The sequence below is a fragment of the Serratia sp. EWG9 genome (genome assembly GCF_019913725.1).
Taxonomy (GTDB): Bacteria; Pseudomonadota; Gammaproteobacteria; order Enterobacterales; family Enterobacteriaceae; genus Serratia; species Serratia ureilytica.
Window position 1 is genome coordinate 341,841 of sequence record NZ_JADNRO010000001.1, and the last position, 21,516, is coordinate 363,356.

21 protein-coding genes and 1 riboswitch are annotated in these 21,516 nt (G+C 61.3%); of the genes, 13 read left to right on the forward strand and 8 right to left on the reverse strand.

All coding sequences use genetic code 11. The features are described 5' to 3' along the window. Positions 1-47 precede the first annotated feature (47 nt). On the forward strand, positions 48-767 hold the full coding sequence (locus tag ITX55_RS01670; RefSeq protein ID WP_021503752.1) for a glucosamine-6-phosphate deaminase: 720 nt from the start codon (positions 48-50) through the stop codon (positions 765-767). A 118-nt stretch (positions 768-885) separates the two neighbouring features. Further along, complete coding sequence (locus ITX55_RS01675; RefSeq protein WP_172756102.1) at positions 886-1,188, forward strand: cupin domain-containing protein; 303 nt, start codon at positions 886-888, stop codon at positions 1,186-1,188. On the opposite strand, the gene ITX55_RS01680 is transcribed toward ITX55_RS01675, so the two are convergent. Next, positions 1,185-1,775: a TetR/AcrR family transcriptional regulator gene (locus ITX55_RS01680; RefSeq protein WP_033650324.1), complete on the reverse strand. Its 591-nt coding sequence runs from the start codon at positions 1,773-1,775 to the stop codon at positions 1,185-1,187. The two genes, ITX55_RS01675 and ITX55_RS01680, sit on opposite strands and share 4 nt — an antisense overlap. Before the next feature lie 140 nt (positions 1,776-1,915). Here ITX55_RS01680 and ITX55_RS01685 point away from each other — a divergent pair, with 140 nt between their 5' ends. The 3 genes from ITX55_RS01685 to ITX55_RS01695 are packed head-to-tail and all read left to right on the forward strand — an operon-like array spanning position 1,916 to position 4,783. After that, on the forward strand, positions 1,916-2,971 hold the full coding sequence (locus ITX55_RS01685; protein WP_197755932.1) for a sugar phosphate isomerase/epimerase: 1,056 nt from the start codon (positions 1,916-1,918) through the stop codon (positions 2,969-2,971). A gap of 26 nt (positions 2,972-2,997) precedes the next feature. Continuing rightward, positions 2,998-3,891 (forward strand): alpha/beta fold hydrolase, encoded by an 894-nt coding sequence (locus ITX55_RS01690; protein WP_108680795.1) that lies wholly within the window; start codon positions 2,998-3,000, stop codon positions 3,889-3,891. After that, entirely contained in the window at positions 3,881-4,783 is a 903-nt protein-coding gene (locus tag ITX55_RS01695) for an alpha/beta hydrolase (protein WP_108680793.1), read from the forward strand. Before ITX55_RS01690 ends, ITX55_RS01695 begins: the two co-directional genes overlap by 11 nt. A 427-nt stretch (positions 4,784-5,210) precedes the next feature. On the opposite strand, the gene ITX55_RS01700 is transcribed toward ITX55_RS01695, so the two are convergent. Next, a complete protein-coding gene (locus ITX55_RS01700) occupies positions 5,211-6,644 on the reverse strand; it encodes an NAD-dependent succinate-semialdehyde dehydrogenase (RefSeq protein WP_089197092.1) in 1,434 nt (477 codons plus the stop codon). Between the two features lie 196 nt (positions 6,645-6,840). Here ITX55_RS01700 and ITX55_RS01705 point away from each other — a divergent pair, with 196 nt between their 5' ends. Next, the gene (locus ITX55_RS01705; protein ID WP_046898287.1) at positions 6,841-7,668 is read left to right on the forward strand and encodes an AraC family transcriptional regulator; all 828 of its coding nucleotides are present in this window, start codon (positions 6,841-6,843) and stop codon (positions 7,666-7,668) included. 98 nt (positions 7,669-7,766) lie between these two features. Then, positions 7,767-8,735 (forward strand): DMT family transporter, encoded by a 969-nt coding sequence (locus ITX55_RS01710; protein WP_108680791.1) that lies wholly within the window; start codon positions 7,767-7,769, stop codon positions 8,733-8,735. A gap of 27 nt (positions 8,736-8,762) precedes the next feature. Here the strand turns inward: ITX55_RS01710 and fusA are convergent, their stop codons facing one another. Both fusA and ITX55_RS01720 read right to left on the reverse strand, forming a co-directional pair. Then, the gene (gene fusA, locus ITX55_RS01715; RefSeq protein WP_033650331.1) at positions 8,763-10,868 is read right to left on the reverse strand and encodes an elongation factor G; all 2,106 of its coding nucleotides are present in this window, start codon (positions 10,866-10,868) and stop codon (positions 8,763-8,765) included. A gap of 249 nt (positions 10,869-11,117) precedes the next feature. Next, positions 11,118-11,366, reverse strand: coding sequence for a DUF883 family protein (locus ITX55_RS01720; RefSeq protein ID WP_004938127.1), 249 nt, complete (start codon positions 11,364-11,366; stop codon positions 11,118-11,120). A gap of 221 nt (positions 11,367-11,587) precedes the next feature. On the opposite strand from ITX55_RS01720, the gene ITX55_RS23960 reads away from it, so the two are divergent. Then, positions 11,588-12,106, forward strand: a complete 519-nt coding sequence (locus ITX55_RS23960; protein WP_255612145.1) for a hypothetical protein — start codon at positions 11,588-11,590, stop codon at positions 12,104-12,106. Further along, complete coding sequence (locus tag ITX55_RS01725; protein ID WP_370632579.1) at positions 12,031-13,083, forward strand: alpha/beta hydrolase; 1,053 nt, start codon at positions 12,031-12,033, stop codon at positions 13,081-13,083. The genes ITX55_RS23960 and ITX55_RS01725 overlap by 76 nt, the downstream gene beginning before the upstream one ends. Before the next feature lie 45 nt (positions 13,084-13,128). On the opposite strand, the gene ITX55_RS01730 is transcribed toward ITX55_RS01725, so the two are convergent. The 4 genes from ITX55_RS01730 to ITX55_RS01745 form a co-directional block, all read right to left on the reverse strand. Further along, a complete protein-coding gene (locus ITX55_RS01730; RefSeq protein ID WP_033650334.1) occupies positions 13,129-13,674 on the reverse strand; it encodes a cysteine hydrolase family protein in 546 nt (181 codons plus the stop codon). Positions 13,675-13,890: 216 nt separating this feature from the next. Continuing rightward, positions 13,891-14,928, reverse strand: coding sequence for an ABC transporter ATP-binding protein (locus tag ITX55_RS01735; protein ID WP_089191799.1), 1,038 nt, complete (start codon positions 14,926-14,928; stop codon positions 13,891-13,893). Beyond that, the gene (locus tag ITX55_RS01740) at positions 14,925-16,508 is read right to left on the reverse strand and encodes an iron ABC transporter permease (RefSeq protein WP_033643166.1); all 1,584 of its coding nucleotides are present in this window, start codon (positions 16,506-16,508) and stop codon (positions 14,925-14,927) included. Before ITX55_RS01740 ends, ITX55_RS01735 begins: the two co-directional genes overlap by 4 nt. A 33-nt stretch (positions 16,509-16,541) precedes the next feature. Further along, complete coding sequence (locus ITX55_RS01745) at positions 16,542-17,558, reverse strand: iron ABC transporter substrate-binding protein (protein ID WP_033650336.1); 1,017 nt, start codon at positions 17,556-17,558, stop codon at positions 16,542-16,544. A 411-nt stretch (positions 17,559-17,969) separates the two neighbouring features. Between ITX55_RS01745 and ITX55_RS01750 the strand changes: the two genes are divergently transcribed. From ITX55_RS01750 to ITX55_RS01765, 4 genes are all read left to right on the forward strand, one after another. After that, on the forward strand, positions 17,970-19,589 hold the full coding sequence (locus ITX55_RS01750; RefSeq protein ID WP_108682311.1) for an ABC transporter substrate-binding protein: 1,620 nt from the start codon (positions 17,970-17,972) through the stop codon (positions 19,587-19,589). Positions 19,590-19,730: 141 nt separating this feature from the next. Further along, positions 19,731-19,904: riboswitch (M-box (ykoK) riboswitch) on the forward strand. Positions 19,905-19,979: 75 nt separating this feature from the next. Continuing rightward, positions 19,980-21,002: a magnesium transporter gene (locus ITX55_RS01755; protein WP_033643160.1), complete on the forward strand. Its 1,023-nt coding sequence runs from the start codon at positions 19,980-19,982 to the stop codon at positions 21,000-21,002. Positions 21,003-21,143: 141 nt separating this feature from the next. Further along, a complete protein-coding gene (gene mgtS / locus ITX55_RS01760) occupies positions 21,144-21,227 on the forward strand; it encodes a protein MgtS (RefSeq protein ID WP_369803928.1) in 84 nt (27 codons plus the stop codon). 107 nt (positions 21,228-21,334) lie between these two features. Continuing rightward, positions 21,335-21,514, forward strand: a complete 180-nt coding sequence (locus tag ITX55_RS01765) for a hypothetical protein (protein WP_004938106.1) — start codon at positions 21,335-21,337, stop codon at positions 21,512-21,514. The last annotated feature ends 2 nt before the right edge of the window (positions 21,515-21,516 follow it).

Genomic DNA, 21,516 nt, shown 5'->3' on the forward strand with positions numbered 1-21,516 from the left:
ACATGGCCGGATGGGCGGTTAGGTTTTTTTGCAAAAAGGAGAAGGGAATGAAACTTGTCGTCGCTAATGATTACCAGGAAATGAGTGAGCTGGCCGCCAGCCTGTTGTTGAGTTACATGCTGCGCCCGCAGCGCGTCAATCTGGCTATCACCGCCGGCTCGACGCCTAAACGGATGTATGAGTTGTTGGCTCCGCGCGTCAAGGGCCACGCGGAATTCGCCAACGCGCATTACTATAATTTCGATGAAATTCCTTACGCTGGCCGATCGGGCTATGGCGTCACCATGGAGAATCTGCACCGTATGTTCTTTGGCCCGGCGGCGATCCCCGAGCGGCAACTGCACGTCTTGAATTCGGACAACTACCTGCAGCACGATCGGCGTATCGCCGAAGATGGCGGGCTGGATGCAATCGTGATGGGCGTCGGAGCGGACGGGCATTTCTGCGGCAATCTGCCGGGCACCACCGCCTTCGAAGACCGCACCTGTCGGGTGCCGGTTTCCGCCAGGCCGGATATGGCGGACATTTTGCTCAAAGAGGTGGGTGGCCGCACTGAATGGTTGCCCGATCATTACGTCACCCTGGGGCCTGCAAGCGTGATGGCCGCCAAAAAGCTGGTGCTGCTCGTCAACGGTTCGCACAAAGCGGACATTTTGCGGCGCATTGTCAGCGGGCCGGTGGAGAGCGGGGTGCCCGCCAGCATTTTGATGCTGCATCCGGACCTGTTGATTATCGCCGATCGGGAGGCCGCGGCGCTGCTGCCTTAAGCGTTCACCCGGCGCGTCTCGCCTCAGAACCAACGGTCATAACCTGCAACCAAAGCGTCTTTCCCTGCGGCGCAGAATCAGGCTAGAGTGCGTTTTTTCATGCACCTGGGGGATTCCGATGCTGTTCGATTTAAACCAGCAGGCGGCCGAACTGCCTGAGGCCTGGCGCTCTGCCGTGCTGGGCCGCGTCGGTGCGGCCAATATCAAAGTGCTGCGCATGGATGCGCGCAGCATTGCGGATGAAGTGCATGATTACAGCGAAGGGTTGCTGGTGATCAGCGGCCACCTGCGGCTGCAGGTGGCGGGGGAAGAAGTGGTGGTGCGGGCCGGTCAGCTGTATCAGGCCGCGGCCGGCGTGCCGCACCGCGTGTTGCCGGGCAGCGAAGGCACGCTGATGATTGTCGATTTGCCGGAGGATTAAGCGTCGCCCAAGGCCGTCAGCGCCACGTTTACCGCCGCCAATAACCGCGCCTCGGTGACGCCGTCACGCGCCTGAATCGACAGGCCGTGCAGGAAGACGGCGAAATAGTCACCCAGGCTGTCGGCGTCGGTGTCGGCCGGCAATTCGCCGGTTTGCACCGCCTGCCGCAGTCGTTCGACGATCTGCTGCGTGCGCTGCAGCCGATGCTCTGCCAGCCAGGCTTTGAGCCCGTCGTTTTCCGCGCTGACGCTGGCGGCGGCGGAGACCACCATGCAGCCTTGCGGCAGATCGGGCCGGCTATAGAGCCGCACGGCGTCTTCCAGCAGGCGTTTGAGCGCCGGGCGAATGCCGCTTTCCGTCGCGAAGGCGCGATCGGCGAAGCCCCCTTCGGCGGTTTCATAACAGGCAATCGCCTCGCGGAACAGCTGCTCTTTGGAGCCGAACGCTTTGTAGATGCGTGCGGAAGCGATGCCCAACTCTGCCACCAGATCCGACATCGAAGTGCCTTCGTAACCTTGCCGCCAGAATAAGTTTCGCGCCTTCAATAGCGCCTGTTCGCGATCGAACTCGCGCGGTCTGCCTGCCATTCGCTGCTCCAATTTACCTGCCATTCAGCGACATAGGATCGCTTAAATCGACGGGAATACCAATGCCTTTATAAATTTCGCTTGCGGTCGCCGCGCTTTGCTCCTATTGTTTGCCAATCGACAACAAATAGGAGTTTACGATGAAAACCCTCAAAGGTCCAAGCCTGCATCTCGCGCAATTCAGCGATGACGCGGCGCCGTTCAACAGCTTGCCCGCCATTGCCGAGTGGGCGGCGCGGACTGGTTTTACCGCCTTGCAGATCCCGGCCTGGGATCGGCGTTTATTCGACGTGGCCACCGCTGCGGAAAGCCAAACCTACTGCGACGATTTGACCGGCATGTTGGCGGAGCAGGGGTTGGTGGTCAGCGAACTGACCAGCCATATCTTCGGCCAGCTGATGGCGGTGCACCCGGCTTACGATGCGCTGTGCGACAGCTTTGCGCCGCTGGCGCTGCAGGGCGATCCCAAGGCCCGCGGCGAGTGGGCGCGGCAGCAAATGCTGTTGGCGGTGAAGGCGTCGGCGCGGCTGGGGCTCAGCGAACTGGGCACCTTTTCCGGTTCGCTGGCCTGGCCCTATCTGTTCCCGTTCCCGCAGCGCCCTGAAGGATTGATCGACACCGCGTTCAACGAGCTCGCCAAACGCTGGCTGCCGGTGCTCGACGCCTGCGAGGAGCAGGGCATCAATCTGTGTTATGAAATTCACCCGAGTGAGGACCTGCACGACGGCGTGACGTTTGAGATGTTTCTGCAGCGCGTTGGCAACCATCCGCGTTGCCGGGTGTTGTTCGATCCGAGCCACATGGTGCTGCAGCAGCTTAATTATCTGGAGTTTATCGATATCTATAAGGACGTTATCGGCATGTTCCACGTTAAGGACGCCGAGTTCAATCCGACCGGTCGTCAGGGCATATACGGCGGTTATCAGTCCTGGATCGATCGCGCCGGCCGTTTCCGCTCGCTGGGCGACGGCCAGGTCGATTTCAACGGCATTTTCTCCCGTTTGACGCAGTATGGCTATCCGGGCTGGGCGACGCTGGAGTGGGAGTGCTGCCTGAAAAATCCACAGGACGGCGCTCGCGAAGGCGCGGCCTTCATTCGCGATCGCATTATCCGTGTCACCGACAAAGTGTTTGATGACTTCGCCGGTGCGCCGGTCAATCCTCAGCAGATCAATGCATTGCTCGGCATTCGCTGAGCCTGACCCCACAGGGAGTTAACCCCATGAAACACAGTCAAAACGAGATCCTGTTGCAGGATCTCGCGGCGGAACACGTCTATACCCAGGTCAACGGCCGGCGCCTTCACTGCGTGGTGGCCGGCGAAGGGCGGCCGGTGCTGCTGATCCCCGGCTGGCCGCAAACCTGGTACACCTGGCGTTATGTGATGCGCGCCTTGGCGGCGGCCGGTTTTCAGGCGATCGCCGTCGATCCGCCGGGCATCGGCGACTCTGACAAGCCCGCTGGCGGCTACGACACCGGCAGCATCGGTGCGGCGTTGCACGCGATGATGGCGCAGCTGGGCCATCAACGTTACCAACTGGTCGGTCACGACATCGGCATGTGGATCGGTTATGCCATGGCGAGCGATTTCCCGCAGGCGGTGGAGCGTCTGGTGCTGACGGAGGCGGTGATCCCCGGTCTGGCGCCGCCGCCGCCGATTTTCGTCGCGCCGGAGGAGAATATCTTCCTGTGGCATTTCATGTTCAACCAATTGGCGGATTTGCCGGAGACCCTGACCCAGGGGCGCGAGCGGGAGTATCTTGGCTATATCTTCAACCGCTGGTCTTATCGGCGCGATCGGGTGGCGGCTGAGGTCTATATCGCCGCCTATTCGGCGCCGGGCGGCCTGCGCGCCGGATTCGACTATTACCGGGCGATCCCGGAGACCGTGCGGCAGAACCGGCTGCGCGCCGCCACGCCGTTGACGATGCCGGTGTTGACGGTGGGAGCGGAGCACGCCACCGGCGACGCGCCGCTGACGACGCTGCGGGGCAATGCGCACGATCTGCGGGGCGAAACGGTCGCCGGCTGCGGCCATTTCATTACCGAGGAGTGTCATGAGGAATTTATTGCCCTGATTACGCCGTTCCTGGCAGGAGAGCAACATGTCGCTTGATGAACACATCGCCGCCTTTTTGACGGCGTCGGCCGATGCGTCGCCCCCCGCGTCGCTGGCGGAAATGCGCACGGCCACGGAAAGCGGTTTGCGTCTGCTGCAGGGCGCACCGCAACCGAGCGGCGGCGTCAGGGACTATACGGTGGTCGCCGCCGATGGACACAGGATTGCGCTGCGTACTTATTTACCGGCAGGGGAAAACCGCGCAAACGCACAACCGGCGATGCTGTTCGCCCACGGCGGCGGCTGGTGCCTCGGTTCGCTGTCGCTGTATGACCAGCCCTGTCAGGCGCTGGCTAACGCCACCGATCGGGTGATCCTGTCGGTCGATTATCGACTGGCGCCGGAGTTTCCTTTTCCACAGCCGCTGGAAGATGTCTATCAGGCGCTCTGTTGGGCGGCGCGACAGGCGCCGCAGTTAGGGATTGACGCTGACCGTCTGGCGGTGGGCGGCGACAGCGCCGGGGGCAATCTGGCGGCGGCGGTCGCGCTGTTGGCGCGGGATCGCGGCGGCCCGCACATTGAACGTCAACTGCTGCTGTACCCGGCGCTCAGCCGCGAAATGGCGACGAAGAGCCATCGCGAATTCGCCGAGGGGCATTTTTTGACGCGCGACACGATGGTGTTTTGTTGGCAGCAGTACCTGGCCCAGCGACGCGATCCGAGCGCCGAGCCGCTGCACGCCGCCACGCTGCGCGGATTGCCGCCGGCCACTATCCTGAGCTGCGAATATGATCCGCTGCGCGATGAGGCCGAACTGTATGCGCAGCGGCTGCGTGAAGCGGGTGTGGCGGTACGCTGTGAACGGTTGCCGGGCATGGTGCATGCCTGCATTCACATGTTGGGGCTGACCCCGGCGGCGCGGCGCCTGTTCGAGCTGGCTCGCGAGTAAAAAGTTCACGCTAAGACGCGATGAACCATTCTTATCCCATTCGTTTGATGTTGCGTTATGAAAGGCAATGAAAATAGTGAGATAAGCAGGGTGTTGGGCGCCTTGAAGACGCCGAACGCAGGCATAGCGCATTAGGAGAAACCGCCATGGACGGCGGTTTCAGGTGAGACAGGCAGGGACGCCTGTCGCAACCGGCCTCAATGCGGTATGGCGGAGAGAGGGAAGTTGGCAAAGCCAACCGTCTGATAGGGCAAAGGCGCGGGTTGCCAGGGGCCGCGCCTTCGGCCCCTGGCTCGGTCGAAGCGTATGAGCTTCATGGCGCATCTCACCTTTATCGACCGAAAACTGCACAAATACGTTCAGAAAAACGCTAACTAACCAGGATTACCCGCATTGCGGGGCTTCTGGCTATTCATCCGACGTGCGATTAACGGCCGGCGACGGTGACAAAGCGCGTTTCCAGATAGGATTCGATCGCTTCGCTGCCGCCTTCGGTGCCGTGGCCGGAGTCCTTCACGCCGCCAAACGGCGTTTCCGGCAGGCCGAAACCGATGTGGTTGATGCTCAGCATGCCGCTCTCCACGTCGCGCCCCAGCGCATTGACGGTGGCGATGTTGCGGCTGTAAGCGTAGGCGGCCAGCCCGTACGGCAGGCGATTGGCTTCGGCGATCGCCTCGTCGTAGGTGGCGAACGGGCGCAGCAGGGCGACCGGGCCAAACGGCTCTTCCGACATGGCGCGCGCGCTCAGCGGCACGTCACGCAGCACCGTCGGCTCGAAGAAGTTGCCTTTGCCCGCCACGCGTTTGCCGCCGGTGCTGGCCTTCGCCCCGTGGGCGATAGCGTCTTGCACCAGCGCCTCGATATTGTCGACGCTGCGGCCCAGCACCATCGGCCCCATCGTCACGCCGTCTTCCAGCCCGTTGCCGAGCTTGAGTTCACGCACCGCGGCGGTGAATTTCTCCACGAAGGCCTCATAAACGCCTTGCTGGATCAGGAAGCGGGTCGGGGCGATACAGACCTGGCCGGCGTTGCGGAACTTGGATTGCGCCAGCTCTTTGGCCGCCGCGTCGAGATCGGCGTCGTCGAAGATCAGCACCGGCGCGTGGCCGCCCAGCTCCATGGTGGCCTTTTTCATATGCTGGCCGGCCAGCGCAGCCAGATGTTTGCCCACGCGGGTGGAGCCGGTGAAGGAGATCTTGCGAATGGTCGGATGCGGGATCAGGTATTCCGAGATTTCCGCCGGGGTGCCGTACACCAGCGCGATCACCCCGGCCGGAATGCCGGCGTCGGCGAAGGCTTTGATCAGCTCAGCCGGTGAGGCCGGCGTTTCTTCCGGGCCTTTGACGATGATTGAACAGCCCGCCGCCAGCGCGGCGGACAGCTTGCGCACGATCTGGTTGATCGGGAAGTTCCACGGCGTGAAGGCGGCCACCGGGCCGACCGGCAGTTTCAGGGTTTGCTGCTGCACGTCGCGAGCGCGGGACGGAATAATCTGCCCGTAGGTGCGGGTGGCTTCGCCGGCGAACCACTCGATCACGTCGGCGGCGTTGAGAATTTCGATTTTGGCCTGCGCCACCGGCTTACCCTGTTCCTGCGTCATGATGGCGGCGATGGCGTCGGCGCGTTCGCGCAGCAGCGCAGCGGCTTTGCGCATCAGGTTGGCGCGCTGGTGTGCGGCGGTGTTGCGCCAAACGTTAAACCCGCGTTCGGTGGCGGCCAGCGCCAGATCGAGATCCTCTGCGGCGGCGTGCGCCACTTGACCGATGATCTCGTCGGTAGCGGGGTTGGAGACCGGCAGGGTTTTTCCGGCCAGCGCGCTGCGCCATTGTCCATCGATATACAGTTGAGTATCCGGATACATTGTTGCCTCTTGTTTGCGGAGTGTCAGGGGCCGATGAGCTTCGCGATGCGGCCCGTCTGAAAGGGACAGGGACCTTAACCCTACGCCGAATGGCGCCGATCGTCCAGGCGAGGGGCACGAAAGGACCAGGGCGGCTACTCAACCGGCGATGTTTTGGCTATGCTGAGCAGATTGTCAGCACGGATGAGGAGGTCGGGTGCAAGGGGTTCCACAACAGTTTCCGTTCGAGAAGGACTGCGCGCAGTTCCGGCATTTGTCGCATCTGCCCGGCGTCGAACTCTATCAGGCGCATATCGAACGCTATGCCTTCGAGCCGCATACCCACGACGCCTTCGCCATCGGCACCGTGGACACCGGGGCCGAGCGTTTTCGCTATCGCGGGGCGCAGCACCTGGCGGCGCCGGGCGCGCTGGTGCTGATGAATCCTGACGAGCTGCATACCGGCGAAGCCGAAACGCCGGGCGGTTGGTGTTACCGCATGCTCTATCTGGCGCCCGAGGCGCTGGAGCAGCTGTCCGGCGATCGGAGCCAGTGGTTTACTGATGCGGTGCGCCACGATCCGCGGGCGGCGCAGCGCCTGTCCGCCATTCTCGCCGCGCTGTGGCAAACCGACGATCCGCTTACGCTCGACGGCCTGCTTTTGGAAGCGGTGGCGTTGCTGCAACCGCACATCCGCACAGGGCGCCGGGAGAAAGCCGAGGCGGCGCACCGTTTCGAGGTGGTGAAAAGCTACCTGCACGATAACTTCGCCGAGGCCATAACGCTCAACCAACTGGCCGAGCTGGTGTCGCTCAGCCCGTACCATTTCCTGCGCAAGTTTAAGGCCGAATATCACGTCTCGCCGCAGCAGATGCTGATGGCGATCCGGCTGTCGCAGGCCAAACGCATGCTGGAGCGCGGCATGCCCGCCGCACAGGTGGCGGCGGCGGCGGGGCTGACCGATCAGGCGCACCTGACGCGCGCCTTCGCCAACCGTTACGGCGTCACGCCAGTGCGTTTCCAGAAACAGGTGAAATTGGGCTAAAACAGCAACCTGCTACAATAATTCCTCCCCGCGTTTTCGTTACTCTGCCGCTGTCTTGTCGGGCGGGTTGGCCGCACCGGCCGTTTGTCGGAGTCGTTATGTTCATTGGCGTTGTGTTTGCCCTGGCCGCCGGGCTGATGTGGGGATTGATTTTCGTCGGTCCGTTGCTGGTGCCGGACTATCCCGCCGCGCTGCAGTCCACCGGGCGCTATCTGGCCTTTGGGCTGATCGCCTTGCCGCTGGCGTGGTTCGATCGCCGCCGCCTGCATAAGCTGCGGCGCCAGGATTGGTGGGAAGCGCTCAAGCTGACGGCTATCGGCAATCTGCTGTACTACCTGTGCCTGGCCAGCGCCATTCAGCGCACCGGTGCGCCGGTGTCGACCATGATCATCGGCACCTTGCCGGTCGTGATCGCCATTTGCGCCAATCTGTTTTACGGCCGGCACGACGGGCGCCTGGCCTGGAGCAAACTGGCGCCCGCACTGCTGTTGATCGTCTGTGGATTGGCGTGTGTGAACGTCGCCGAGCTGCGCGGCAATGCGGTGCCGATCGACGGCTGGCGCTATCTCAGCGGTCTTGGGCTGGCCGTGTTGGCGGTGGCGTGCTGGACCTGGTTCCCGCTGCGCAATTCACGCTGGCTGCGGGAGAATCCGACGCAGCGTCCGGCCACCTGGGCCACGGCCCAAGGGCTGGTGACGCTGCCGCTGGCGCTGCTGGGCTATCTGGCGGTCTGCGGTCAGTTGGCGTTGAGCGAGCCGGCGTTCGCCTTGCCGTTCGGCCCGCGCCCTGAGGCGTTTATCCCTCTGATGCTGATCATCGGCGTGTTCTGCTCCTGGCTGGGGGCGCTGTGCTGGAACGAAGCCAGCCAGCGGCTGCCGACGGTGTTGGTGGGGCCGCTCATCGTGTTCGAAATTCTGGCGGGGCTGGCGTATACCTTTCTGTTGCGCCAGGCCTGGCCGCCGCTGCTGACGCTGGCGGGCATCGTCTGTCTGATCGCCGGCGTGGTGTACGCCATGCGCATCAAACCGCAGCCAGTGGTGGTGGCGCTGGAGGACAAGCCGAGGTGACGCCCGCCGTGGCGGCGGGCGTAAGGGTTAACGCTTGCTGTGGTGAATGATCTCTTCGGCCACGTTGCGCGGCGCTTCGGCGTAGTGGCTGAATTCCATGGTGTAGGTGGCGCGGCCCTGCGACATCGAACGCAGGGTGGTCGAGTAGCCGAACATCTCGGACAGCGGCACCTTGGCGCGAATTTCCTTGCCGCCGCCGCCCGGGATCTCTTCCATGCCCTGCACCAGACCGCGGCGTGAGGAGAGATCGCCCATCACGTTGCCGGCGTAATCCTCCGGCGTTTCCACTTCCACCGACATGATCGGCTCGAGGATCACCGGATCCGCCAGGCGGCAGGCGTCCTTGAAGCCGAAGATCGCCGCCATGCGGAACGCCTGTTCCGACGAGTCGACGTCATGGTAAGAACCGAAGGTCAGGTGCACCTTGACGTCCACCACCTGATAACCGGCCAGCACGCCGTTATTCAGCGCCTCGAGCACGCCTTTTTTCACCGCCGGGATAAACTCGCCGGGAATGACGCCGCCCTTGATCTCATCGAAGAACTCGAAGCCTTTGCCGGGTTCGTTCGGCTCGACGGTCAGCACCACGTGGCCGTATTGCCCTTTACCGCCGGATTGGCGCACGAACTTGCCTTCCACGTCGGCCACCCGTTTGCGGATGGTTTCGCGGTAAGACACCTGCGGTTTGCCGGTGGTGGTCTCCACCCCGAACTCGCGGCGCATGCGATCGACGATAATCTCCAGGTGCAGCTCGCCCATGCCGTAGATAATGGTTTGGCCGGATTCTTCATCGGTGCGCACGCGGAACGACGGATCTTCCGAAGAGAGCCGCTGCAGCGCGATGCCCATTTTCTCCTGATCGCCCTTGGTCTTCGGCTCGATCGCCTGGGCGATCACCGGCTCGGGGAAGGTCATGCGCTCCAGCGTAATGATGGCGCCGGGATCGCACAGCGTATCGCCGGTGGTGACGTCCTTCAGGCCGACGCAGGCGGCAATGTCGCCGGCGTGCAGTTCGTCGATGTCCTTACGATCGTTGGCGTGCATCTGCACGATGCGGCCGATGCGCTCCTTTTTGCCCTTGATTGGGTTATAAACACTGCTGCCTTTGGCCAGCACCCCGGAATAGACGCGCACGAAGGTGAGTTGGCCGACGAACGGGTCGGTCATCAGCTTAAACGCCAGCGCCGAGAATTTTTCGTTGTCGTCGGCTTTGCGAGTGATGATTTCATCGTGTTCGCCGTGGCCCTCCATCGGCGGCACGTCGAGCGGCGAGGGCATCAGCTCGATCACCGCGTCCAGCATGCGCTGCACGCCTTTGTTGCGGAACGCCGATCCGCACAGCATCGGCTGGATTTCGCCGGCGACGGTGCGCACCCGCAGCCCGTGAACGATCTCCTCTTCGCTCAGCGGCACCTGATTGAGGTATTTCTCCATCAGTTCTTCCGACGCTTCGGCGGCCGCTTCAATCATGTTTTCACGCCACTCCTGCGCCGATTCGCGCAGGTCGGCCGGGATCTCTTCGAAGCTGAAGTTCATGCCCTGCGAGGCTTCGTCCCACAGAATGGCTTTCATCCGCACCAGGTCCACCACGCCGCTGAAGCGGTCTTCGGCGCCGATAGGAATAACGATCGGCACCGGGTTGGCTTTGAGGCGCTCGATCATCATTTTGCGCACGCGGAAAAAGTCCGCGCCGATGCGGTCCATCTTGTTGACGAACGCCAGCCGCGGCACTTTGTATTTGTTGGCCTGGCGCCAGACGGTTTCCGACTGCGGCTGGACGCCGCCCACCGAGTCATAGACCATGACGGCGCCGTCCAGCACGCGCATCGAGCGCTCCACTTCAATGGTGAAATCGACGTGCCCGGGGGTGTCGATGATATTGATGCGGTGCTGCGGATAATTATGCTGCATGCCGTTCCAGAAGCAGGTAGTGGCCGCCGAGGTGATGGTGATGCCGCGCTCTTGTTCCTGCGCCATCCAGTCCATGGTCGCCGCGCCGTCATGCACTTCGCCCAGCTTGTGGCTGACCCCGGTGTAAAACAGAATCCGCTCGGTGGTGGTGGTCTTGCCGGCATCGATATGCGCGGAGATGCCGATATTGCGGTAACGTTCGATAGGGGTGGTGCGAGCCATAATCAACCTTTCTTAGCCGCGTGAAGGAGAGCGGCTTAAACAGCATGGATAATGATGATAATCCTCATAGGGTTATCCGCCGGATCGCAGAGCCTTGCTCTGGTCACAAACTAATCGTAGTTGAAGGCGTTGGTTTTTTTAAGCGATGGTTGTGATAGATGAAAGTTTGCACACACAACGGCGCCGGCGCAGAAAAGGGCGAAAAAAAAGGCCCGTAACGGGCCTATTGTCGAACGGCGCATCCGCCGCTTATTTGCGTCCCAGCAGGAAGCCGAAAACGATGCCGACTGCCGCCGCAACGGCCACGCCGGCCAGCGGGTTGGCTTCCACCTGCGTTCTTACGCTGTCCGCTGCGTCACGGGCGGCATAGCTGGCCTGGGAGGCGTACTTGCGCGCCGCGCCGCGCACCTGATGCTCCGGCGAATCGACGGCTTTACCGAACGCTTCTTCTACCGCGCCTGCGGCTTCATTGGCTTTGTCTTCCGCTTTACCAAACATGCTGCTCTCCTGTTCCTTGTGGGTTTACGAACTCTAAGCCTAGCAGGTGAACGGCGTTTTTTGCAGCATTCTGTGCGTTATAAGATCAATCCGAGCAAAGAAAAGTCTTTCCATACGCACGGCGTCGGCTTCACCCGCGCGTTTTTTTATGTTCTATTGGCTAGCGGTTTAACCGAGTATCGTTACCCTTTGACCGATTCGTTGAGTTGAAAGGACTCCCCATGTCAGTACTGCGTATTCTGGCGCTGCTCGCCGCGACCGCCGCCGCGTTGCCCGCCCAGGCCAAACCTGCGGCTCACGGCGCGGCGCCCGAGAACGGCGTTCGTTGGCAATCTTGTCTCAACAGCGGCTTTCAGCGTTGGTTCGATGAAGCGCCGCCGGCGGGGCTGCGCTGCGGCTACCTCGACGTGCCGTTGGTTTACGCTACGCCTCCCGCCCATTCGGCGCAGGCGGGGGAACCGACCGTGCGTCTGGCGCTGACCCTGCTGCCCGCCACCGGGCCGAAAAAGGGCAGCGTCGTGGTGATCAGCGGCGGGCCGGGCCTGCCGGGGATCAATCCTTATCTCGGCAACGACGTCCACGTCGCCAAACTGCGTAAATCCTACGACATCATCGGTTACGATCCGCGCGCGTCGGTCAATCGACGCCAAAAATTTCCTGCCAGGTGGCCGAAGGTGACGAACTCCCTGAACCGGACGACAACGACGTGGCCGGCGCGGAGAACCAGACGCGCACCCTGATCGCCGCCTGCATCAAACAGACCGGCGCGGACGTGCTGCAACACATCGGCACCGACGAGGCGGTCAACGATCTGAACGCGATCCGCCATGCGCTGGGCGAACCGGGGCTGACGGCGGTGGCGTACTCTTACGGCACCAAGGTGGCGGCGCTGTATGCCGAACGTTTTCCGAAGAAAACGCGCGCGCTGGTGCTGGACGGGGTGGTGGATCTGGCGGAGGACGATTTCACCCAGCGCATGAATCAGGAGCGAGGCTTCCAGCAAAGTTTCCTGCGTTTCGCCGCCTATTGCGGAAAAACCGACAGCTGCCAGCTTGGCGGCGGCGCCAATCAGGCGCTTCAGCGTTATCACGCTTTGCTGCGCAAGCTGCATGAGCAGCCGTTCGTCACTGCGGCGGGCTATGAGATCTCCGCCGACGATGTGCTGACGGTGACGCGTTCGCTGCTGTTGTGGCCGGAGCGCTGGCATGAACTGGCCACCGTACTGCGTCAGCTCGATGCCGGCATCGCCGGGCAACAGGTTTCCGATCTGATCGACGAAAGCTATTCTCCGGATGCCGATGATGCCCTGAACGTCATCACCTGCGCCGACGTCGCCAACCCAACGGCCGATCCGCAGCTGTTGCGCAGGCAGCGGCAGGAGATCAATACCGCCGCTTTATATGCCCACTATCTGCCGCTGCACGAGTATCCGCTGGAAATGTGCGACCTGTGGCCGTACCGCGGCAAAGATCGGCCGCACATGCCGGTGGCGTCCGCCGCGCTGCCGCCGCTGCTGTTCGTCGCCCAGCGCTACGATCCAACCACGCCGTACCGCAATGCCCAGGTGATGGCCTCGGCCTTTAAAAGCCCGCTGATCACCCGCGAACGCGACGGACATACGTTGGCGCTGAACGGCATCGACAGCTGCGTCGACGAAAGCGTGGTGGAGTATCTGCTGGCGCCGAAAAAGCCGCGCCGCGACAAGGTTTGCCGCTGAGGAGGCCGGGCGTTGGCCCGGCCTGACAGGCAAATCGCGCGTGTTTTAGAATTTCACCTCTTCCGCCAGCGCCAGCGTCACGAACGGCCCCGACAGGGTCTGGTTATGGTGACGGATAATGGCGTCGGCGCCGAGCGCCGCCGTGTCCGAACAGCTATGGGCATCGGCGGCCAACACCAGGTCAAATCCCAACTCCGCGCCGCGCCGACACGCGGTGTCTACGCAGTATTGCGTTTTCATTCCCGAAATCACCAACCGACCGATGCCGGCTTGCTTAAGCCGCTCCGCCAGGCCAGTCCGGTAAAAACAGCTGGGATGGGTTTTATCGATGAACCAGTCGGCTTGCGCATCGGTGTCGAGATCGGGGTGAACTTGCCACAGCGGACTGTTTACGGCGATAGGTGAACCTGCCGGGCCGGTGTGGCGAATAAACACCACGAGCGCATTCGCCACGCGTGCGGCGCGTATCAACGCATGGGTCTTCGCCAGAAGGGTTTCGGCGGCGAACGGCGGATCGTCCGGCGAGGCGAACAGGCCGACTTGCATGTCGATAACCAGCAGGGCGCTGCGCGGTGCGGGGATAGTTGGCATAGGTCTTCTCCGTAATGAAATTGCCGGCGGGCACGGAGAAATAAAAAACCCCGGCCATGGCTGGCGGGGCTTGGGGATACGTCGTTAGCTGTTGCGCACCCGTGCAGCCCGCCATTGCGTGGCGGTTGCGGTGGTGGTGAGGGCGTGCACGATGCGATTCATGCCATTGATAATGCGCGGTGGCGAGGGGAACGTCAAGGGTCGCTCCCCACACTTTCAGCCGGTGAAAATATGCGCTTGCCCCATCACGTTGAGACTGACCTGCGCCCCGGGCCGCAGGCCTTCGCGGCTGACGGTTTTGATCTCGAGCTGCGCGCCGTCGGCGGCCATTTTCAGATTGAGGGTGGAGACGAAGCCGGCGAAATCGATGCCGGTGATCACCGCCTGGCCGCGCTGCGCCGGATCTGACAAACCGATTTGAATCTGCTCCGGACGCAGCATGATGCGCGCCGAGCCGCTGCGTTGGCGATCGTCGACGGCGATGCGCCCCAATGCGCAGTCGGCCCAGCCGTGCGCCAGCTCGGCGGTCAGCACCAGCGTTTCGCCAAGGAAACTGGCGGTCGGTTCGTCGACCGGGCGCAGATAAAGATCCTGCGGCGCGCCCACCTGCGCCAGCCGACCGTTGCGCATGACCGCCACCTGATCGGCGAACGACAGCGCCTCGCTCTGATCGTGGGTGACCAGGATCGACGCGACTTTGGCCTCCGTCAGCAGTTCGGCCACCGCTTTGCGGGTGGCGGCGCGCAGGCCGGTATCCAGCGCCGAGAACGGCTCATCCAGCAACATCAGCCGCGGTTGCTGCGACAAGGCGCGCGCCAATGCGACCCGCTGTTGCTGTCCGCCGGACAGCTCGTGCGGCCACAGGGCGGCCAGGCGACGATCCAGCGCCACCATCTCCATCAGCGCCTCGATGCGACGCTGTTTCTCGCGCTTGCTGCCTTTGAGGCCAAAACCGATGTTGCCGGCGACGGTAAAGTGCGGGAACAGCGCGCCATCCTGCGGGACGAAGCCGATGCCACGCAGGTGCGCCGGCACCCAGCCGCCGCCGTTGCCCATCGCTTGCCCCTGCAGCAGAATTTGTCCGCCGTCGGGGATTTCAAAACCGGCGATGATGCGCAGCAGGGTGGTTTTGCCGGAGCCGGAAGGGCCGACGATCGCCGTGCGGCTGCCGGCGGCAACCTGCAGGTCGATGTGTTCCAGCACCCTGATGGCATTGTAAGATTTTCCGATACCGTGCAGTTCGAGCGTGCTCATAGTCCCGCCGTACGTTTAGATTGAGAGTAAAGAAGCCAGGTGAGCGGCAGCGACAGCGCCACCATAATCAGCGCATAAGGCGCGGCGGCGACATAGTCTATCTCGCTGGTCAGCGCCCAGAAACCGGTGGCCAGCGTGCGGGTGCCGTTCGGCGCCAGCAGCAGCGTGGCGGTCAATTCATTGGCGATCGCCAGGAACACCAGCGCGGCGCCTGCGGCGGCGCCCGGCGCCGCCAGCCGCAGCGTGGTGCTCCACAGCGCCTGCGCCGGCGACTTGCCCAGGCTGCGCGCCACGTTTTCCAATTCCACCGGCGCCTGCGCGATGCCGGCGCGCAGGTTGATCAACGCTCGCGGCATAAACATCAGCAGATACGCCAGCAGCAGGGTGATTTCGGTTTGGTAAATCGGCCGGAAGCTGTGAATGGTGATGGTCACCAGCGCCAGCGCCACCACGATGCCGGGCAGCGAACTGGTCACGTAGTTGCAGCCTTCCAGCACCCGGTACAGGCGGGCCGGATAGCGCACCGACAGCCAGGCCATCGGAATGGCGCACAGCGTAATCAGCAGCGCGCCAGAGGCGGACAGCGACAGCGTTTGCCACAGCGCGGGCCACAGATCGGCGTTGCGCCATACGTCGAGGCCGCCCAGCCACAGCCAGCGGACCAGGGTGATGAAAGGCACGCCCAGCGCCAGCGCGGTCAGCGCGATCGGCAGCAGCAGCGCCAGCGCGGCGAGCGGCGCTGACAGGCGACGCGGCGTTTGGCTGCGGGCGCTGCCGGAACCGACGCGGGCATAGCGCGCGCGGCCGCGGCTTATCGCCTCAAGCAACAGCAGCCCCAGGCAGCACAGCACCAATACGCCGGCCAGCATGTTGGCCGCCGGGCCGTTGAAGGTCGACTGGAACTGATCGAAGATGGCGGTGGTGAAGGTATCGAAACGGATCATGGCGTACAGGCCGTACTCCGCCAGCAGGTGCAGCGCGATCAGCAGCGAACCGCCCCAGACCGCCAGCTTCAGCTGCGGCAACACCACGCGGAAAAACACCGCCGGCGGCCGGGAGCCGAGCGAGGTGGCGACGTCTTCGATACCGGGATCCAGACGGCGCAAGACCGCGGCGGCCGGCAGGTAGATAAACGGAAAATAGGCGAGCACCGAGATGAAAACGCCGGCGCCCAGGCCGTGCATCGACGGCACCAGACTGATCCAGGCATAGCTTTGCACAAAGGCCGGCACAGCCAGCGGCGCGGTCGCCAATACCGCCCAGAGACGGCGGCCCGGCAGCGTGGTGCGTTCGGTCAACCAGGCCAGGGCCACCCCCAGCACGGCGCAGATCGGCAGCGTCAGCACCACCAACAGCAGGGTATTCAACAGCAGTTCCGCCACGCGCGGGCGGAAAACCAGAGCTTTGACCGTTTGCCAGCCGGTTTCAAACGCCACGCCGATAACGAATCCCAGCGGCAGCAGCGCCAGCAACGACAGCAACACGGCGCAGGCCACCACGATCGGCCCCGGCCGCGGGTGACGAGGGATAGTGGAATAACGCCGCGCGGTCTGCGCGGCGTGGGTACTCAGGTTTGACATAACGATCAAAAACTCTCGGTTTGCCGGCGGGCCTTACAGCAGGCCGGCCTCTGTCATCAGTTCGACAACTTTCTTACTGTTCAACTGCGCGGCGTCTACCTTCGGCGCGTCCAGATCTTTCAGCGGCACCAGTTTCGGGTTGGAAGCCGCACCGACGCCGACGGCGTATTCGAAGGCATTATTGGTGCGCAAGATCTCCTGGCCCTGTTTGCCGGTGATCCACTTGATGAACGCCTGCGCCTGCTGCTGATGCTTGCTGGAAGCCAGCACGCCGCCGCCGGAGATGCTGACGAATGCGCCCGGATCCTGATGTTTGAAGTAGTACAGCTTGATGTTTTTGCTGTTCTCGCCGGTTTTAGCGCCGTCGACGAACGGGTAGTAATGATAGATCACGCCGCTGTCGATCTGGCCGGCATTGACCGCTTTCATCACCGTGCTGTTGCCTTTATAGGCGGTAAAGTTGGTTTTCATCGCTTTCAGCCAGTCCAGCGTTGCTTTCTCGCCTTTCAGCGCCAGCAGCGCGCTGACGATCGCCTGGAAATCGGCGCCCGATGGCGAAGCGGCCCAGCGGCCTTTCCATTCCGGCTTGGCCAGATCCAGCAGCGACTTCGGCAACTGCGCGTCGGTCAGCTTGGCCGGGTTATAGACGAATACGGTAGAGCGGGCGGCGATGCCGATCCAGCGGCCGTGGCTTGGGCGATATTGCGGCTCTACCTGGGCCAGCGTGGCGGCGTCGAGCGGGGCGAACAGCTTGGCGTTATCCACCAACACCATCGCTGGGGAGTTTTCCGTCAGGAACACGTCGGCAGGCGAGGCGCTGCCTTCCTGCACCAGCTGATTGCCCAGCTCGCTGTCGCCGCCGTTGCGCAGCGTGACTTTGATGCCGGTGTCTTTGGTAAAACCGTCGACCCAGGATTTCACCAGATTTTCGTGCTGGGCGTTGTAAATAACGATGCCCTGGTCGGCGGGGGCCGCCTGAGCGCCGAAGGCCAGCATCATCGAGGAGGCGAGCAGGGCCACGGGGCCGAGGGATGAAATACGCAGCTTCATGCAGTTATCCTTTTTAGCGTTCGAATGAGGAAAACGAATATCGCCTGGCAAGCGCAAGCAGCCCGATTTTAGCCAAGAACATCCATAATGATAGTGAAAACGATTCGTATTAAATTATTTTTGACGATCGCTCACAAAATGAATTGCCCTAAGGATACGTTAAGCTTCGGCTGGAATAATCTGTACTGATTGCCCGCATTATTTCTCTCCCTGCTTTCAAGATGTTGGTTCGGCCATGCCGGCCCTTGCACCCGCTCTGTTGCTTATCGCCATCCTTTATCCAGTACTTCTTTGATAATGAAAGAAATTCAACACCGCTTTTGGTTATGACTCATAGCGATTAATGATTTAATTTATTCCACTGCCACATTGCATATTGAACGCGATAAAACACTCATCAGGGATATCGACGTGAAATATTCATTCAATGGCAAGAAACTGGCTGGTTTAATCCTCCTGGCTTTAAACGCGACGGCAGCTCAGGCTGCCGACGTACCGGCGGGCGCTAAACTGGCGCCGGTACAGGAATTGGTGCGCGCCAACGGGTATGAACCGGCGACGCTGGATCCGAACCTGGCCGAGAGCAATGTGGAGTTCTACATCTTCAACGATTTGTTCGAAGGTTTGCTGCGCGTCGGAAAAGAGGGCGAAGTGATCCCGGCGCTGGCGCAGAAATGGGAGCACCAGGGCAACGTCTGGACTTTCCATCTGCGGCCGCAGGCCAAATGGTCGAACGGCGATCCGGTGACCGCCGACGATTTCGTTTACAGCTGGCGGCGCCTCACCGATCCGAAAACCGCGTCGCCTTACGGCAGCTATCTGGCCTCGGCCTATGTGCTGAATGCGGCGGCGATCAACGCCGGCAGCAAACCGCCGAGCGAGCTGGGCGTTAAAGCGCTGGACGCGCACACCTTGCAGGTGACGCTGTCTGAGCCCAACGCCTACCTGCTCAAACAACTGGTGCATTTTCCGGTTCTGCCGGTCAACCGCAAGGTGGTTGAGCAATACGGCAAAAACTGGACTCAACCGGCGCATTTTGTCGGCAACGGCGCGTTTCGTCTCAGCGAGTGGGTGGTGAACGAAAAAGTGGTGGTGGAACGCAATCCGCAGTATTGGGATAACGCCAACACCGTGCTCAACAAGGTGACCTTCCTGCCGATTCAGGGGTTCCCGGAGGTGGCGCGTTTCCGCGCCGGCGAGGTGGAATTGGGCTATACCACGCCGCCGGAACTGTATCAGCAGCTGAAAAAAACGCTCGGGGATCAACAGTTGGTGACCTATCCGCTGCTCTCCACCAGCTATTTCGCCTTCAACAACCGCCAGACGCCGTTTAACGATGTGCGGGTGCGCCAGGCGCTGAACCTGGCGCTGGACAAAGAGATTATCGCCGGCAAGGTGCTGGGATACGGCCAGCAGCCGGCCTGGACCTTTACCCCAACGGGGGCGGGCGGCTATCGCCTGCAGGCCGGCGCCGCGGCCGGTTTGACGCCGGAACAACGCCACGCCCAGGCGAAAAAGTTGTTGGCGGAGGCCGGTTTCAACGCCGAGCATCCGCTGCGCTTTACCGTGTTGTACAGCAATGACGCCACCATCAAGAAGATCGTCATCGCCGCCGCCGCCATGTGGAAAAAGAACCTCGGGGTGGAGGCCGGCTTGCAAAGCCAGGAGCGCAAAGTGACGCTGGATAATATCAACCGCGGCCAGTACAGCGTAGCCTTTACCCGCTGGCTGGCGGATTACGACGATCCTTCTACCTTCCTGAATGTGTTCCGCGCCGACAGCAGTGAGAACAGCCCCAAATACCGCAACCCGGAATACGATCGCATTCTGCATCAGGCGACGGCGGCGCCGACACCGCAGCAGGTGCAGCAGTATTTCCAGCAGGCCGAGGCGGTGCTGGCCGTCGATACGCCGGTCGCGCCGGTGTACTACGAAGCCAACGCCACGCTCATCAAACCCTACGTCAAGGGGATCGACTTCACCCGGCAGGGCGCCCTATACGATAAAAACGTCTACATTCTCGCGCACTGATAAATAAAAAACGGCTGATTTATATCAGCCGTTTTTATAGATTCGCGTTTAATAAAAATATCCTAAATACTCCATAAACGACGGGCAATCTTTTCTTCCCGCCGGATAAAACAACGCCTATACTGCGCCGGTAGTTTATATGCAGTATCTCGTTTGGCGAGGCTCCTATACAAACACAGGTTACTGATCTGACGACATCGAGAGATGCCCAAGGTTAAGACAGGCTTTATCGGATTAAGGTTCAGCCCAAAGTAACTTCCGAGCAACAATTCGGATACGTTGTATAGTGCTAAAACCTGGACGCGGAGATAGGCAGTCTGCACTCCCTCTGTGGTTACGCCCCTATGCGATTCGCTGTTGAAGTTCACAACAGAAATAGGGACTGACAAAATGATCAAGTCACATCAATACTCTTCTTCTCCGGCGCTGCGCGCGACTGAAACTCTCGATGAAACTTCGGTCGCCGGTTATATGAACGCCGATTTTATTACCGTTCCCGCGACGATGACGGTCACGCATGCCCGGGAATATTTACTTTCACAGCTAAAAACGGACGAAATTCCTACCCGGGTCTTTATTACCGCAGACGATTATCATTTGCGCGGCACGCTGTCGGTGAAAAAACTGCTGCAGTGCGAAGAACAGGATAAAGCGGTCGGCGTAATGATGGATTACAGCTATTTCCAGGTTTCACCCGACGACGATCGCAACGACGTGGCGCATCTGCTGGGCAAAGGCGGTTTGGACGTGGTGCCGGTCGTGGCGAACAACACGCTGGTCGGCGTGCTGGGCGAGCGCGAGATCGCTCGGCTGGTCGAAGATGAAAACACCGAAGACGCGCAGCGTCAGGGCGCGAGCCTGCCGCTGGACAAGCCTTATCTGGAGACCAGCCCGTGGGCGCTGTGGCGCAAACGCTCGGTGTGGCTGCTGATGCTGTTCGTGGCCGAAGCTTACACCGGCAACGTGCTGAAAGCGTTTGAAGATCAGCTCGAAGCGGCGATTGCGCTGGCGTTCTTCATCCCGCTGCTGATCGGCACCGGCGGCAACAGCGGCACCCAGATCACCTCGACGCTGGTGCGCGCCATGGCGCTGGGCGAGGTCAGCCTGCGCAATCTGGGCGCGGTGATCCGCAAAGAGGTCACGACCTCGCTGCTGATCGCCGTCACCATTGGTCTGGCGGCCTGGGTGCGCGCCTGGATCATGGGCGTCGGCATGGAGGTGACGCTGGTGGTCAGCCTGTCGCTGGTGGCGATCACCGTATGGAGCGCCATTGTTTCGTCGATCATTCCGATGCTACTGAAACGGCTCGGTATCGATCCGGCGGTGGTGTCGGCGCCGTTTATCGCCACCTTTATCGACGGCACCGGCCTGATTATCTATTTCAAAATTGCCCAGCACGTCCTGGGAATTTAAACGGGTCCCGCGCTTGAAAGCGCGGGAATGTTGAAAAAAAGAGGAGGACGTTAAAAAACCATGGACACCGACCAACCCCGATATTTAACGCAAGGGGATTTTATCGATAACATTTAACCTGAGGACAAAACAATGGGAAACATGACTATTTTTATGGGATTCCTGGCAATGATCAGCTCACTGGGCCTGTTGGCGGCCTATATGAGCACCAAATGGGATGATTGATGAACGCTAAAGATCCGCCTAGATGCATCCTCCCCGTAACCGCTATTTATTATGGGGAGGATTTAGCGGCGCGCTGAACGCGCGGCCTGATACGGGAGTTGATAATAATGACGATTCTTATTCTGGGATTGCTCTACGCCATTTTAATGATTTCGGTGGGGGTGAATGAGATTTATTTTTATTCCACCGGAAAATCCAATTTTCTTACTAGCCTCATGCTGACTTTCTCTGGCAGTATGCTGCTGATCGCCTTTGTCTGGCAATTATCCTCTAAAGTAAAAAAATAAAT